The 14,997-nt window shown below is 70.1% G+C and carries 13 protein-coding genes; 8 read left to right on the forward strand and 5 right to left on the reverse strand.

Annotation, left to right across the window (positions count from 1 at the left end; genetic code table 11):
- Positions 1–147: 147 nt before the first annotated feature.
- The 3 genes from gltX to ACFY1J_RS34720 all read right to left on the reverse strand — a co-directional run bounded on the left by gltX (position 148) and on the right by ACFY1J_RS34720 (position 2,718).
- Positions 148–1,632 carry a glutamate--tRNA ligase gene (gene gltX, locus ACFY1J_RS34710; RefSeq protein ID WP_390713265.1) on the reverse strand — a complete coding sequence of 495 codons (1,485 nt, stop codon included), beginning with the start codon at positions 1,630–1,632 and terminating at the stop codon, positions 148–150.
- On the reverse strand, positions 1,625–2,410 hold the full coding sequence (locus tag ACFY1J_RS34715; protein ID WP_263213115.1) for a fumarylacetoacetate hydrolase family protein: 786 nt from the start codon (positions 2,408–2,410) through the stop codon (positions 1,625–1,627). The genes gltX and ACFY1J_RS34715 overlap by 8 nt, the downstream gene beginning before the upstream one ends.
- A 122-nt stretch (positions 2,411–2,532) precedes the next feature.
- Entirely contained in the window at positions 2,533–2,718 is a 186-nt protein-coding gene (locus tag ACFY1J_RS34720) for a hypothetical protein (protein WP_390713266.1), read from the reverse strand.
- A 562-nt stretch (positions 2,719–3,280) separates the two neighbouring features.
- Between ACFY1J_RS34720 and ACFY1J_RS34725 the strand changes: the two genes are divergently transcribed.
- From ACFY1J_RS34725 to ACFY1J_RS34760, 8 genes are all read left to right on the forward strand, one after another.
- Positions 3,281–6,964 (forward strand): nitrate- and nitrite sensing domain-containing protein, encoded by a 3,684-nt coding sequence (locus ACFY1J_RS34725; protein ID WP_390732588.1) that lies wholly within the window; start codon positions 3,281–3,283, stop codon positions 6,962–6,964.
- 9 nt (positions 6,965–6,973) lie between these two features.
- The gene (locus ACFY1J_RS34730) at positions 6,974–7,387 is read left to right on the forward strand and encodes a roadblock/LC7 domain-containing protein (RefSeq protein ID WP_003973453.1); all 414 of its coding nucleotides are present in this window, start codon (positions 6,974–6,976) and stop codon (positions 7,385–7,387) included.
- Positions 7,388–7,498: 111 nt separating this feature from the next.
- On the forward strand, positions 7,499–7,897 hold the full coding sequence (locus tag ACFY1J_RS34735) for a DUF742 domain-containing protein (protein WP_263213113.1): 399 nt from the start codon (positions 7,499–7,501) through the stop codon (positions 7,895–7,897).
- Positions 7,878–8,453 carry an ATP/GTP-binding protein gene (locus ACFY1J_RS34740; protein WP_067004841.1) on the forward strand — a complete coding sequence of 192 codons (576 nt, stop codon included), beginning with the start codon at positions 7,878–7,880 and terminating at the stop codon, positions 8,451–8,453. The genes ACFY1J_RS34735 and ACFY1J_RS34740 overlap by 20 nt, the downstream gene beginning before the upstream one ends.
- A 379-nt stretch (positions 8,454–8,832) precedes the next feature.
- Positions 8,833–12,066 (forward strand): nitrate- and nitrite sensing domain-containing protein, encoded by a 3,234-nt coding sequence (locus ACFY1J_RS34745; RefSeq protein ID WP_390713263.1) that lies wholly within the window; start codon positions 8,833–8,835, stop codon positions 12,064–12,066.
- A 10-nt stretch (positions 12,067–12,076) separates the two neighbouring features.
- On the forward strand, positions 12,077–12,490 hold the full coding sequence (locus ACFY1J_RS34750) for a roadblock/LC7 domain-containing protein (RefSeq protein WP_030948713.1): 414 nt from the start codon (positions 12,077–12,079) through the stop codon (positions 12,488–12,490).
- A 97-nt stretch (positions 12,491–12,587) separates the two neighbouring features.
- Positions 12,588–13,157, forward strand: a complete 570-nt coding sequence (locus ACFY1J_RS34755) for a DUF742 domain-containing protein (RefSeq protein ID WP_390713262.1) — start codon at positions 12,588–12,590, stop codon at positions 13,155–13,157.
- Positions 13,138–13,719: an ATP/GTP-binding protein gene (locus ACFY1J_RS34760; protein WP_071369867.1), complete on the forward strand. Its 582-nt coding sequence runs from the start codon at positions 13,138–13,140 to the stop codon at positions 13,717–13,719. The genes ACFY1J_RS34755 and ACFY1J_RS34760 overlap by 20 nt, the downstream gene beginning before the upstream one ends.
- A 143-nt stretch (positions 13,720–13,862) precedes the next feature.
- Here ACFY1J_RS34760 and ACFY1J_RS34765 read toward each other — a convergent pair whose 3' ends face one another.
- Positions 13,863–14,063, reverse strand: a complete 201-nt coding sequence (locus ACFY1J_RS34765; RefSeq protein ID WP_390713261.1) for an acyl-CoA carboxylase subunit epsilon — start codon at positions 14,061–14,063, stop codon at positions 13,863–13,865.
- Between the two features lie 57 nt (positions 14,064–14,120).
- A partial coding sequence (locus ACFY1J_RS34770) for an acyl-CoA carboxylase subunit beta (RefSeq protein WP_390713260.1) occupies positions 14,121–14,997 on the reverse strand: 877 nt, incomplete at its 5' end.

Raw genomic sequence — 14,997 nt, forward strand, 5'->3', positions numbered from 1 at the left:
TGGGGGGTGCCGCCCCCGCCCGAGCCCCGCCCCGGGGGCGGGGCCCCCCCCCCCCCGCCCGCCCCCCCCCCCCCGCCCCCCCCCCCGGGGGGGGGCCCCGGGGGGGGGGGGCCCCCGCCCCTCGGTGTGCGTGCTACGCCGTGCGTGCTACGCCGTCAGCTTCGCCAGGGCCGCGTCGATGCGGGTCAGGGTCTTCTCCTTGCCCAGGATCTCCAGGGACTCGAAGAGCGGCAGACCGACCGTGCGGCCGGTGACCGCCACGCGGACCGGGGCCTGGGCCTTGCCGAGCTTGAGGCCGTGCGCCTCACCGGCGGCCAGGACGGCCTCCTTCAGGGACTCGGCGGAGGTCCAGTCGGCCGCGTCCAGCTTCTCGCGGGCCGTGCGCAGCAGAGCGTCCGAGCCCTCCTTCATGGCCTTCGTCCAGCTCGCCTCGTCGAAGACCGGCTCGGCGAGGAACAGGAAGTCGACGTTGTCGGTGATCTCGTCGAGGACCTTGAGGCGGGTCTGCGCGTGCGGGGCGATGGCCTGCCACTTCGTCTCGTCGAAGTCCTCCGGGGCCCACGGGGCGAACGGGGCCTGGAGCCACGGCCGGCAGCGCTCGGTGAAGTCCTTCACATCGAGCAGGCGGATGTGGTCGCCGTTGATCGCCTCGGCCTTCTTCAGGTCGAAGCGCGCCGGGTTCGGGTTCACGTCGGAGACGTCGAAGGCCGCGACCATCTCGTCCATCGAGAAGATGTCCTGGTCGGCCGAGAGCGACCAGCCGAGCAGCGAGAGGTAGTTGAGCAGGCCCTCCGGGAGGAAGCCGCGCTCGCGGTAGAGGTTCAGCGAGGACTGCGGGTCGCGCTTGGACAGCTTCTTGTTGCCCTCGCCCATCACGTACGGCAGATGCCCGAAGGACGGGATCTGCTTCGCTACGCCGAGCTCGATCAGCGCCTTGTACAGGGCGATCTGGCGGGGGGTGGAGGAGAGCAGGTCCTCGCCGCGCAGTACGTGGGTGATCTCCATCAGCGCGTCGTCGACCGGGTTCACCAGCGTGTACAGCGGGGCGCCGTTCGCGCGGACGATGCCGTAGTCCGGCACGTTCTCCGGGGTGAAGGTCAGCTCGCCGCGGACCAGGTCCGTGAAGGTGATCGCGTCGTCGGGCATCCGGAAGCGGACGATCGGGGTGCGGCCCTGGGCCTTGTACTGCTCGACCTGCTCGGCGGTCAGGTCGCGGCAGTGGCCGTCGTAGCCGGACGGCTTGCCCGCGGCGCGCGCGGCCTCACGGCGGGTGTCCAGCTCCTCCTGGGAGCAGTAGCAGCGGTAGGCGTGACCGCCGTCCAGGAGCTTTTGTGCGACGTCCTTGTAGAGGTCCATGCGCTGCGACTGGCGGTAGGGCGCGTGCGGGCCGCCGACCTCGGGGCCCTCGTCCCAGTCGAAGCCCAGCCAGCGCATCGCGTCGAGCAGCTGGTTGTACGACTCCTCGGAGTCGCGGGCCGCGTCGGTGTCCTCGATGCGGAAGACCAGGGTGCCCTGGTGGTGCCGGGCGAACGCCCAGTTGAACAGGGCGGTGCGGACCAGTCCCACGTGGGGGTTACCGGTGGGCGAGGGGCAGAAACGGACGCGTACGGGGGAGCCGGATGCGCTAGCCACGCTTGACAACCTTGTTGGTGAGAGTGCCGATGCCTTCGATGGTGACGGCGACCTCGTCGCCGACGTGCAGGGGGCCGACCCCAGCCGGGGTGCCGGTGAGGATCACGTCGCCGGGCAGCAGCGTCATGGCCTCGGAGATGTTCACGATCAGATCCTCGATGGGGTGGATCATCTCACTCGTACGGCCCAGCTGGCGCTGTTCGCCGTTGACGGTGAGCTGGACGGTCAGGTCGTTCGCGGCGGCGAGGTCCAGGTCCGTCTCCACCCAGGGGCCGAGCGGGCAGGACGTGTCGAAGCCCTTGGCCCGGGCCCACTGCTTCTCGCGCCGCTGGACGTCGCGGGCGGTCACGTCGTTGGCGCAGGTGTAGCCGAAGATCACGTCCTTGACGCGGTCGCGCGGCACCTCGCGGCACATACGGCCGATGACCACGGCCAGCTCCGCCTCGTGGTGGAGCTCCTCGGAGAAGGAGGGGTACTGGATCTCGTCACCCGGGCCGATCACCGAGGTGGACGGCTTGAAGAAGGCGAACGGGGCGTCGGGGACCTCGTTGCCCAGCTCCCTGGCGTGCTCCGCGTAGTTGCGGCCGAAGGCCACGACCTTGTTGGGGAGCACCGGCGGGAGCAGCCGGACCTTGCTCAGCGGCACCTTCGTACCGGAGAGCTCGTGGTCCGCGAACGGGATGCCCTTGATGATGTCCAGGACGAGCTCGTCCTGCTTCTCGCCCTCGACCGCGCCGAAGGCGACGTTCCCGTCGATGGAGAACCTGGCGATGCGCACGGGATCCTTGCGCCCCTTAACTGAGCCGGCTGGAGTCTGACGCTCCAGGCTAACGCGGCAAAGGGGGGCGCCCCGGAACTTCCGCGCCGACCGCCTTGAGCATCCGGCGGCCGGCTGCCGTACTACTGCGCGACGGAGGAGGTCACGGGGACCTCCATGAGGACGGTGCGCTTGGGGTTGGCGGTCTGGGCGGGCAGGTCGACGGGGTGTTCCGGCTGCTCCGGGGTCTGCAGTTCGCCGGCGTCCTCGAGGTGCGCCAGGGTCGTGCGACGCGGGTTGGCTATGTTGCGGAACATCATCGTCTTCACGGTTGTACGGGGCCCTGTCGTGAGTGGTTGGCAGAGAGTGACCTCTTGTAAAGCGCCAGGCTAAACATCCAATTCCCCGGCGAAGTCGCCAAGTGCCCTGGATCTGCATGTGAGTTTGCTCACGACTCTGCGCACAATCCGGTCAATTCAGGCTCACAATCCATGGCAACGAAACGGACATTCGCCCCCTGAAGCCATCATTCCGCTCCTGATCATGGCGACTGGGACACCCCCTCGACTCCCGTTGCTCGCAAGGATTCGTCCGTTATGTACGAGATCATCTTCTACGTCTCGTAACCTCCCGATCACTCGCTGTCACTCAGGTCACAGCTCGGTCCATGGCCCTTGTTGGAGATCCTGCACTGTGCTGGAATTCCACGGACCGCCGCGGGATCGAGCCGGCGCAGGGGCGCAGAGCAGCGCCGAGCGGCGGCGAGAAGGGGGAGCCAGCGTCGGTCGCTCAAGAACACCCGGGGGGCGTATTCAGGACGCTCCCCACAACGCCGACACCGTGTCCTTCCGTTCGCGCGGAGGGGCGCCTGGTCCAGAGGTTGCGACGCTAGTGCAGGGACGTTTCAAGAGGGATGGCAGCGCTTCGGCGGAGCCGGAGCCGCACGGCGGGACCGACCGCGGTTCCTCGCCCCAGCACGCCCAGAACCCGGGCCCGGTTCCCATCGGCGACGGCGGTGAGCGCTCCGGGCGCCCCGGCGCGGCCGTGTCGCCGAGCCCCGCGCCGACAGTGAAGTCCGTCCAGGGTCCGACCGGCCCCGGTCCGCGAATAGCACTGCGCAACTGGCGCATCTCCACGCGCCTGGTGTCGCTGCTCGCGCTCCCCGTGGTCGCGGCCACCTCGCTGGGCGCGCTGCGCATCAGCGACTCCATGACCGACATCCAGCAGCTCGACAACATGAAGCTGCTGACGGACATGACCAAGCAGGCCACCGAACTGGCCAACGCGCTCCAGGAGGAGCGTGACCAGTCCGCCGGTCCGCTGGCCCACGGCCTCAAGGCGACCGACTACACGGTCAAGGGCTACCAGGACAAGACCGACCGGGCGAAGCAGAACTTCATCGACTCCTCCGAGGAGATCGACGCGGCGAGCAAGAACGGTCAGCTCCAGGGCGTCCGTGACAGCCTCGTCGGCCTCGTCGGCCAGCTGGAGGGTCTGGCGAAGATCCGCCGGAGTGCCTACGCGTCCAAGGACAACTCGACGCAGACCGTCGAGTCGTACCACCGGCTGATCACCCAGCTGGTCGACCTCTCGCAGGACATGGCGGAGGCCTCCAGCAACCCCGAGATGATCCAGCGCACCCGCGCCCTGGCGGCGTTCTCCGCCGCCAAGGAGTACGCGTCCGTGCAGCGTGCCGTCATCGCCGCGGCGCTGCCCGACAACAACACCACGCCCGGCAAGCTCTCGGACAACGACCGGCTCTACGGCCAGTCGGCACTGTCCAGCGAGGGCTCCGAGCTCACGATCTTCCGGAAGATCTACGCGGGCGGCAACGTCGCCGAGCTCCTCAAGCCGGTCGACTCGGGCAACCCGACGATCGAGTCCGCGGACACCTACGCCAAGCGCGCGCTGAGCGGCCCCAGCGGCCTCACCGACCAGAGCAAGCGCTCCTACCGCGACTGGGTGGACGACAGCTCGACCAAGCTCGAACAGATGAAGAAGATCGAGCACTCACTGCTCGAGGACATGGAGCAGAAGGCCCGCGAGCTGCGCAACGCCACCGAGCGCGACGCGATCATCTCCGGTGCGCTGATCCTCATCGTCCTCGGCGTGTCGCTGGTCGGCGCCTTCGTCGTGGCCCGCTCCATGATCCGCTCGCTGCGCCGGCTGCAGGAGACCGCCACCAAGGTCGCCCAGGACCGGCTGCCCGAGCTGGTCAAGCAGCTGTCCGAGTCCGACCCGCAGGACGTCGACACGTCCGTGGAATCGGTCGGTGTGCACTCCCGGGACGAGATCGGCCAGGTGGCCGCGGCCTTCGACGACGTGCACCGCGAGGCGGTCCGCCTCGCCGCCGAGCAGGCCCTGCTGCGGGGCAACGTCAACGCGATGTTCACCAACCTCTCGCGCCGCTCCCAGGGCCTCATCCAGCGCCAGCTCTCGCTCATCTCCGAGCTGGAGTCCCGCGAGGCCGACCCGGACCAGCTGTCCTCGCTGTTCAAGCTCGACCACCTCGCGACGCGTATGCGCCGTAACGGTGAAAACCTCCTGGTTCTCGCGGGTGAAGAGCCCGGCCGCCGCTGGACCCGCCCGGTCCCGCTGGTCGACGTCCTGCGCGCCGCCGCGTCCGAGGTGGAGCAGTACGAGCGCATCGAGCTGGCCGCCGTGCCGACCACCGAGGTCGCGGGCCGCGTGGTCAACGACCTCGTGCACCTGCTCGCCGAGCTGCTGGAGAACGCGACCTCCTTCTCCTCGCCGCAGACCAAGGTCAAGGTCACCGGTCACGCGCTGCCCGACGGCCGGGTGCTGATCGAGATCCACGACACCGGTATCGGCCTCTCCCCCGAGGACCTCGCGGCGATCAACGAGCGGCTCGCCTCGCCGCCCACCGTGGACGTCTCGGTGTCCCGCCGCATGGGTCTGTTCGTGGTCGGTCGTCTGTCGCAGCGCCACGGCATCCGCATCCAGCTCCGCCCGTCCGACTCCGGTGGTACGACCGCGCTGGTCATGCTCCCCGTCGATGTCGCCCAGGGCGGCAAGAAGCCCGCTCCCGGCAAGCCCGGCGCCCCCGCGGCGAGTGGCGGTCCGGCCGCCGCGCAGGCAGCGGCCGGTGCGGCCGCGGCCCGCCGCGGCAACCAGGGCGGTTCCCTCGGTGCCGGTGCCCCTGGTGGCGCCCTCGGTGCCGGCGGTGCCTTCGGCGGCGGTGCGCCGTCCGGCGGCGGACGTCTCGGCTCGGGCCCCGGCGCGCGGGGCCAGGTCGGCTCCGGTCAGGGTGCGCGGGCGGCGCTGCCCGGCGCGGGCCAGGGCGGCCGTCCCGGTGCGCAGGGTGGCGCGCGTGGTCCGCAGGGCCAGGCCGCGAACCAGCAGGGCCGGCCCTCGCCGGCCGGTACCGGTGCCGGCTTCGGCGGGCAGGCGCCGGGTGCGCCGCAGGGTCTGCAGGCGGCGGGCACGGGCGCGCCCCAGCAGGACATGTTCGGCGGCCGCGGTCCCGCTGCGCCGAAGCACGGCAACAACGCCTCCGACCAGGGCCGGCAGCTCCCGCCGCGCGGCGGTGCGCGGGCCGAGCTGCCCGGCGGCAACCCGCAGCAGCGCACCCCGAGCTGGAGCGACGACAACGCGCAGCCGCAGGTCTCCCGCGCCTCGCTGGACGCCCCGCGCGGCCACGACGAGCAGGACCCGACGCAGACCGCGCGCATGCCGCGCGTCGACGACCGGCAGGGCCCGGGTTCGACGGCCGAGATTCCGGTGGTCCCCCGCCAGGACTTCAACAGCGCCCAGAACACCGGTCAGTTCGCCCGCCCCGGCGCGAACGGCCCGCAGAACACGGGCTCGTTCGTCCGCCCCGACGTCTTCGGCACTCCGGCCGGGCAGCCGAACGGTGCCGGCACGGGCCAGTTCGCCGCCCCGCAGGCCTACGACGCCGGTTCCACCGGCCAGTTCCCCGCGCCGGGCTACGACGGCAGCTCCACCGGTCAGCACTCCCTGCCCGGGCGCCAGAACCTCGCCCAGCCCACCGGCCAGTACGAGCGGCCGCAGACGGGCGACTTCGGCGGGCAGCGTCCGCCGGCCCCGCAGCAGCGTCCGGCCCGTCAGGAGCCCGAGGTGCTGCCGCCGGCGAGCGGTCCGGGCGACGGTCGTACCCCGCTGTACGACACCCTGGAGACCAACTGGTTCCACGGCGGCCAGCAGGGAGGGCAGCAGAGCAACGGCTCGGCGCCGGCCCCGCAGCAGTCGCAGGGTCCCGCTCCCTCAGCCGCTCCGGCGGCCCCCCAGCGTCCCGCTCCGAGTGCCTGGCGCAGCTCGCCGAACGACGATCTCGTCCGGCAGGCAGAACGCGTACGGCAGCCGGCCGCGGGCGGCGTCACCACCTCCGGCCTGCCGCGCCGGGTGCCCCGGGCGAACCTCGTACCGGGCACGGCTCAGCAGCAACAGCACCAAGCCGGTCCGCAGGTCTCGCGTGCGCCTGACGACGTACGCGGCCGGCTGACCAACCTCCGTCGGGGTATCGCGCAGGGTCGGCAGGCCAACACCGGCCAGACCGGCAGCTACCCGAGCCCCACTCACCAGCAGGAGCGTTAGTTGAGCCAGATGAGCCAGGCGGCACAGAACCTCAACTGGTTGATCACCAACTTCGTGGACAACACCCCTGGTGTGTCCCACACCGTCGTCGTGTCCGCCGACGGTCTCCTTCTGGCGATGTCGGAAGGCTTCCCGCGGGACCGCGCCGACCAGCTGGCGGCCGTCGCGTCCGGGCTCACCTCGCTGACGGCCGGGGCCTCCCGGATCTTCGAGGGCGGCAACGTGGCGCAGACGGTCGTCGAGATGGAGCGCGGGTTCCTCTTCCTCATGTCGGTCTCGGACGGCTCGTCCCTCGCGGTCCTGGCCCACCCCGAGTGCGACATCGGCCTCGTCGGCTACGAGATGGCACTGCTCGTCGACCGTGCAGGGGCGGTCCTCACGCCGGACCTCCGCGCCGAACTCCAGGGCAGTCTGCTCCACTGACCGGCCCCGGTACCACCCACCTCACGAAATCACCGTCCGGCCGCCACAATCCCCCCACCGGCCCTGTCAGACGGCACGACTGACCGACCTGCTGTCCCGCCCGGAGGATTCATGACCCCGCCCACCGCCTCTCATGATCCGTACGCGGAGCCGTACGGGGACGAGGGCGACCAGCCGCTGGTACGTCCGTATGCGATGACCGGCGGCCGGACGCGGCCGCGCTATCAGCTCGCCATAGAGGCGCTGATAAGCACCACGGCCGACCCGGCAGCGCTCATGGGGCTGCTCCCGGAGCACCAGCGCATCTGCCACCTGTGCCGTGAGGTGAAGTCGGTCGCGGAGGTGTCGGCGCTCCTCTCCATGCCGCTCGGTGTGGCCCGGATCCTGGTCGCCGACCTCGCCGAGGCCGGCCTGGTCGCCATCCACCAGCCGGGTGGCGACGAGAACAACGGCGGCGCTCCGGATGTGACGCTGCTCGAAAGGGTGCTCAGTGGACTTCGCAAGCTCTGACGCGGGCCGGGCCACCACCTCCGCGAAGATCGTGGTGGCGGGCGGCTTCGGCGTGGGCAAGACCACGTTCGTCGGCGCCGTCTCGGAGATCAACCCGCTGCGCACGGAGGCCGTCATGACGTCCGCCAGCGCGGGCATCGACGACCTGACCCACACCGGGGACAAGACGACCACCACGGTCGCCATGGACTTCGGCCGTATCACGCTCGACCAGGACCTGATCCTTTACCTGTTCGGTACGCCCGGTCAGGACCGTTTCTGGTTCATGTGGGACGACCTGGTGCGCGGTGCGATCGGCGCCGTCGTGCTGGTGGACACCCGGCGTCTGGCCGACTGCTTCCCGGCCGTGGACTACTTCGAGAACAGCGGTCTGCCGTTCGTCGTCGCGCTCAACGGCTTCGACGGGCAGCAGCCCTACCAGCCGGAAGAGGTGCGCGAGGCGCTGCAGATCGGCCCCGACACCCCGATCATCACGACCGACGCCCGGCACCGGGCCGACGCCAAGAGCGCGCTGATCACACTGGTCGAGCACGCCCTCATGGCACGGTTGAGGTAGCGCGCAAGTCGAAAGTGGCATACGGCAGTTGTCGTAAACGTTGCGGAGCCGGCTGTGGCCTTTGACACGGTCGGCTCCGGTGTTCATAACGTTTCGGCAGAGGAATCAGGTGGTATCGCCACGCGTCGCGGTCGATCGGTGCCGCTGCGCTCACAAAAGCCCCGCCTTTTGGCGGGGCTCGCTCTTTTTGACCGTTTTATCTGGGGCTTACATCCCTCCCAATCCGAGGTTTGCACTGTTTGGAAGTGCGCTGGTCGACGTGCTGGAATGCCTGAACTGCCCAATAGTCAAAGACGTACTCAGTAGTGGTCTGTGACACACCGGGCTTGAGAGACTGCGGCACGTCGTAGGTGCCCGCCGCCGAGAGGTTGTTGGTCGAGTGAGGCGAAGCAAGAACGGTCCCGAGCCGTCGGCACGGGGCAACTTCACCCCGCCGCCGCGCGCTGCGGCGCCCACCCCTGTGCCAGGCTCGGAGCCGGCGGCCGCCCCCGCGAAGAGCGGCGGCCGTTTCTCCCCGCGCAACTGGCGAGTGCCGACCAGGCTGAACGCGATCCTGCTCATACCCGTGCTGGTCGGCCTCGTCATGGGCGGCTTCCAGGTGAAGAGCTCGATCGACACCTGGCAGGAGGCCCAGGACGCCGAGAACACCGCGCGCCTGGTGCGCGCCTCCCTCGGCTATGCGGACGCCCTCTACAACGAGCGTGACGTCACGGCGGCACCGCTGCTGCAGGGCAAGGGCCAGAGCAACAGCACCGTCGTCTCGGCCCGCAAGCAGACGGACGAGGCCGCCGACGCCTTCGACCAGGCCGCGCAGAACATGCCGCAGAAGGCGGGCCTGCAGCGCCGCCTGAAGCTGTTCCGCGAGGAGGAGCCGAAGCTCCAGGACCTGCGCGCCGCGGCCTACACCCCCAAGATGACCGGCGTGAACACCGAAGAGGGCTACGTCGGGATCGCCCACCCTCTGATGGAGTTCGCCAACGAGCTCGGTCTGGGCACCGGCAACATCACCTCCTACGGCCGTACCGTCTACGCCATCTCGCTGACCAAGGCCGCCCTCTCGCTGGAGCGCGGGATCGGCATGCACCTGCTGATCAAGCCCGGCCCGGACCAGCCGAACCTGGCGACCCAGCGGGTGTCCCTGTCCTCGTACGCCTACCTGGAGCGGATCGCCGTCGAGGAGTACGTCGGCGGTGGCACCGAGTCCGACGCGCAGAAGCTCAGCGACGCCGAGACGAAGATGAAGACCGACGGCGCGGCGATGGCCGAGGCGGCCAAGGGCAAGGACCCGAGCTACGTGCCCCCGCCGGACGTGAAGAAGATGGTCGCGGCCCTGGCGACGCTGCCCGACACCAGCACCACCACCCGCGCCGCTCTCGCCACCAAGGGCATCACCGCGCAGAACTGGTGGGCGGTCAACACGCTCAAGTACGACGCCTACCGCCAGATCGAGTTCGGACTCGCCGACAAGGCGGTGGACGAGGCCTCCGGCATCGCCGACGACGCCAAGACCTCCGCGTTCATCACCGGTGCCACGGTCGTGGTCGCCCTGCTCGCCGCGTTCATCCTGGCCGGCATGGTGGCCCGCCAGATGTCCCGCTCGATGCGCCAGCTGCGCAACGCCGCCTTCGGCATCGCCGAGCAGCGGCTGCCGATGCTGGTCGACCAGCTCTCCCGCACCGACCCCGGCCGGGTCGACACCCGGGTCGCGCCGATCCCGATCACCTCGACCGACGAGATCGGCGAAGTCGCCCGCGCCTTCGACCAGGTCCACCGCGAGGCCGTCCGGCTCGCCGCCGAGCAGGCCCTGCTGCGGGGCAACATCAACGCGATCTTCACCAACCTCTCGCGCCGCAACCAGTCGCTGATCGAGGGCCAGCTGACCCTGATCACCGACCTGGAGAACAACGAGGCCGACCCGGACCAGCTGGAGAACCTCTTCCGGCTGGACCACCTCGCGACCCGTATGCGCCGCAACGGCGAGAACCTCCTGGTCCTCGCGGGCGAGGAGCCCGGCCGCCGCTGGGACCAGCCGGTCCCGCTGGTCGACGTCCTGCGCGCCGCCTCCTCCGAGGTGGAGCAGTACGAGCGCATCGAGCTCTCCGGCGTCCCGGAGGCCGAGATCCACGGCCGCGCCGTGACCGACCTCGTGCACCTGCTCGCCGAGCTGCTGGAGAACGCCACCACGTTCTCCTCGCCGCAGACCAAGGTCCGCGTCACCGCGACCCGTCTCCCCGACGGCCGCGTGATGATCGAGATCCACGACAAGGGCATCGGCCTGACGGCCGAGGACTTCGCGGACATCAACCACAAGCTGGCCAACCCGCCGACCGTGGACGCCGCGATCTCCCAGCGCATGGGCCTCTTCGTGGTCGGCCGGCTGTCCGACCGGCACGGCATCCGCGTCCAGCTGCGCCCCTCGGGCGAACAGGCCGGCACGACCTCCCTGGTCATGCTGCCGGACGCGATCACGCACGGTGGCGGTGGCGAGCAGCCGCTGGACCGCGAGGAGTTCACGGTCTCCCAGATCATCCCGGAGCAGCACTTCCAGGGTGAGAGCTTCAACCAGCTGCAGCAGCCTCAGATGCGTACGGCGGCCGAGCTCGGCTTCGACGACAGCCGCTACTCCGACGTCCCCGACGACATCCGCGAGCTGGACCCCGTGGGCCGCTCGCTGATGCGCGAGGAGCGCCGCGCGGCCCTGGAGTCCCAGTCCGCGCCGGGCCAGGCCCCCCAGGAGGACCCGCAGGCCCCCGCGTACGACGAGTTCGACGCCCGACAGGGCTACGACGGCAGCCGTACGGGCTACCAGGAGCAGCCGGCGGCCTACGACCCGCAGGCTGCGTACGAGGAGCAGCAGAGCGCGTACGCGGAGCCGCAGCAGCCGTCGTACGACGAGCAGTACTTCGCGCCGAACGGCGGTCTGCCCAGCGGCGACGGCTTCGCGCCCAACGGCGGCTACCCGGAGCCCGCCTATCCGGAGGCGGCCCAGGAGGGGCCCGCCGCCGCGCGCAACGCGGCCCCCGAGGGCTATCCGGCCTACGAGGAGCAGTCCTACCAGGACGACTGGCCGCAGCAGGGCGCCTACCAGAACGGGTACCCGGCCCAGTACGCTCCCGAAGCGGAATCTGCGCAGGCCGGTGACGTGAACGAGCGTGACCGCGTAGGCTTCGACCGTCCGGGCGCGGCCAACTCCGCCGCCCACCAGCTGACCGACGCCGGGCTGCCCCGCCGCGGATCCATCGCGAGCGGTACGAACGGCTCGAACGGGGCGGGGCGCGCACGCCAGGAGGCGTCGGCCTCCGTGCCGGAGACCAACGGCGACGGCTGGCGTTCGGCGAACGACGAGCGCTGGCAGCAGGCCTCGCAGCTCCGGAAGCCCAAGGCGGGCGGAGTCACCTCCTCCGGACTGCCGCGGCGCGTGCCCAAGGCCAACCTGGTCGAGGGAGCCGCCGAGACCACCCCTCAGGGAGGCCCACAGGTCTCCCGCGCCCCGGAGGACGTCCGGGGAAGGCTGAGCAACCTGCGTCGGGGCGTCCAGCGCGGACGCAGCGCAGGCAGTGAAACGAACGGCCAGGGCTTCGGCCCTGACAGCACCTACAACCAGGAGCGTTAGTGTGAGCCCGATGAGCCAGGCGGCACAGAACCTGAACTGGTTGATCACCAACTTCGTGGACAACACCCCGGGGGTGTCCCACACGGTGGTGGTCTCCGCCGACGGACTCCTTCTGGCTATGTCCGAAGGCTTCCCCCGCGACCGCGCCGATCAGCTCGCGGCCGTCGCCTCCGGTCTGACGTCGCTGACGGCAGGCGCCTCCCGGATCTTCGAGGGAGGCAGCGTGAATCAGACGGTTGTGGAGATGGAGCGGGGATTCCTGTTCCTCATGTCCATTTCCGACGGTTCGTCGCTGGCGGTCCTGGCCCACCCCGAGGCGGACATCGGCCTCATCGGGTACGAAATGGCACTCCTGGTCGACCGCGCGGGCACGGTTCTCACCCCGGACCTGCGCGCCGAACTCCAGGGAAGCCTTCTCAACTAACAATCAGACGGTGCGTTTTCGCGTCCCGGGGCCGTAAGGTTTCGGGACGCGGCTCCACAGGGATTGGGTGCCCGGCACGGTCGGAGGAGGAGAGAGAGTGGCAACACCCCCAGGCGGTTCGAATACGGGGAACTGGTCGTACGGCCCTGCCCAGGGCCAGGGCGACGGTTCCGCGAACCGGTACAACTTCCCCTCCGCCCCGAGCCACCGGCAGCCGTACGCGCCGCAGGGCCCCGGTCCTTCGCCGTACGACCAGCCGTCGGCACCGCGCATTCAGCCGGTGCAGCCGCATCGTCGTCCCGAGCCGGCGCCCGCCGGGGCGTCGAACAACCCCTTGGTGCGTCCGTACGCCATGACCGGTGGCCGGACCCGCCCGCGGTACCAGCTCGCCATCGAGGCGCTGGTGCACACCACTGCGCAGCCGCACCAGATGCAGGGCCAGCTGCCCGAGCATCAGCGGATCTGCAACCTCTGCCGAGAGATCAAGTCGGTGGCCGAGATCTCGGCCCTGCTGACCATTCCCCTCGGCGTGGCCAGGATCCTCGTCGCCGACTTGGCGGAGGCGGGCCTGGTCGCCATCCATCAGCCCGGCGGCGACGAGAACGCCGGTGGCCAGCCAGACGTGACACTGCTCGAAAGGGTGCTCAGTGGACTTCGCAAGCTCTAGCGGCGGTCCTTCCCGCTCCACCACCTCCGCGAAGATCGTGGTGGCGGGCGGCTTCGGCGTGGGCAAGACCACGTTCGTCGGCGCCGTCTCGGAGATCAACCCGCTGCGCACAGAGGCCGTGATGACGTCCGCGTCTGCCGGCATCGACGACCTCACCCACACCGGGGACAAGACCACCACCACGGTGGCCATGGACTTCGGCCGTATCACCCTGGACCAGGACCTGATCCTGTACCTGTTCGGTACGCCCGGTCAGGACCGCTTCTGGTTCATGTGGGACGACCTCGTGCGCGGTGCGATCGGCGCGATCGTCCTGGTGGACACCCGGCGTCTCGCCGACTGCTTCCCCGCGGTCGACTACTTCGAGAACTCGGGCCTGCCCTTCGTCATCGCCCTCAACGGCTTCGACGGCAACCAGCCGTACCAGCCGGACGAGGTCCGCGAGGCCCTGCAGATCGGCCCCGACACCCCGATCATCACGACGGATGCCCGCCACCGCGCGGACGCCAAGTCGGCGCTCATCACTCTCGTGGAGCACGCCCTGATGGCCCGCCTCCGCTAGCAGAGCCCAACTGCGTAAGGGGCGCCCTCTTCTCGAAGGGCGCCCCTTACGCATGGCCGGCGACACAGACATTGCGCAGGCGCATGCGGAAGGGCCCCTCCCGGCCGGGAGGGGCCCTTCTCAGTGCTGCTGTGCGGCGCGGGCTAGCCGTGCCAGCTGTGCGGGGCGCGGAAGCCGGGCTCGCGCTCCAGACGGCGCCAGCCGGCTTTCGCGCGGCCGCGGTGGGTCTGGGCGGTGGAGTCGGCCGGCTGGGCGGCCGCGCGGGCCAGGAGGACGGCCGTGATGGCGGCGACCTCCTCGGGCTCGGCGTGGCCCTTCTCGACGCGGATGTCAGGGGTGTTCATAAGTGTCAGTCTCCGTGAGAGAGGTTTCCGCGGGGGTACCGCGGAGGATCCGCCGGGTTACTGCGGGGGGTTGCCGTGCTTGCGCGACGGCAGGTCGGCGTGCTTGGTGTGCAGCATCGCCAGTGACTTGATGAGCACCTCGCGGGTCTCGGCCGGGTCGATGACGTCGTCGACCAGACCGCGCTCCGCCGCGTAGTACGGGTGCATGAGCTCGGCCTTGTACTCCTTGACCATCTTCTGGCGCATCGCCTCGGAGTCCTCGGCCGCGGCGATCTGCCGCCGGAAGATGACGTTGGCCGCGCCTTCCGCGCCCATGACGGCGATCTCGTTGGTCGGCCAGGCATACGTCAGGTCGGCACCGATGGACTGGCTGTCCATGACGATGTAGGCACCGCCGTACGCCTTGCGCAGGATCAGCGAGATCCTCGGCACCGTCGCGTTGCAGTACGCGTACAGCAGCTTCGCGCCGTGCCGAATGATCCCGCCGTGCTCCTGGTCGACACCGGGGAGGAACCCCGGAACGTCCAGGAACGTGACGATCGGGATATTGAAAGCGTCACACATCTGGACAAAGCGCGCAGCTTTTTCACTCGCCTCGATGTCCAGGACGCCCGCCAGCACCTGGGGCTGGTTGGCGATGATGCCCACGACCTGGCCGTCGAGCCGGGCCAGGGCGCAGATGATGTTGCGGGCCCAGCGCTCGTGGACCTCCAGGTACTCGCCGTCGTCGACGATCTCCTCGATCACCTTGGCCATGTCGTACGGCCGGTTGCCGTCCGCCGGAACCAGGTCCAGCAGGACGTCGCTGCGCCGGTCGGCCTCGTCGGAGCACTCCACCCGCGGCGGGTTCTCGCGGTTGTTCTGCGGGAGCAGGGAGAGGAGGTAGCGCACCTCGTGGATGCAGGTCTCCTCGTCGTCGTAGGCGAAGTGGCAC

Source organism: Streptomyces sp. NPDC001406, assembly GCF_042895285.1.
GTDB lineage: Bacteria > Actinomycetota > Actinomycetes > Streptomycetales > Streptomycetaceae > Streptomyces.

Coding starts and splice junctions, on each gene's coding strand:
- ACFY1J_RS34730 (WP_003973453.1), top strand. CDS start 6,974: ATGAGCCAGGCGGCACAGAACCTCAACTGGTTGATCACCAACTTCGTG.
- ACFY1J_RS34735 (WP_263213113.1), top strand. CDS start 7,499: ATGACCCCGCCCACCGCCTCTCATGATCCGTACGCGGAGCCGTACGGG.
- ACFY1J_RS34750 (WP_030948713.1), top strand. CDS start 12,077: ATGAGCCAGGCGGCACAGAACCTGAACTGGTTGATCACCAACTTCGTG.
- ACFY1J_RS34765 (WP_390713261.1), bottom strand. CDS start 14,063: ATGAACACCCCTGACATCCGCGTCGAGAAGGGCCACGCCGAGCCCGAG.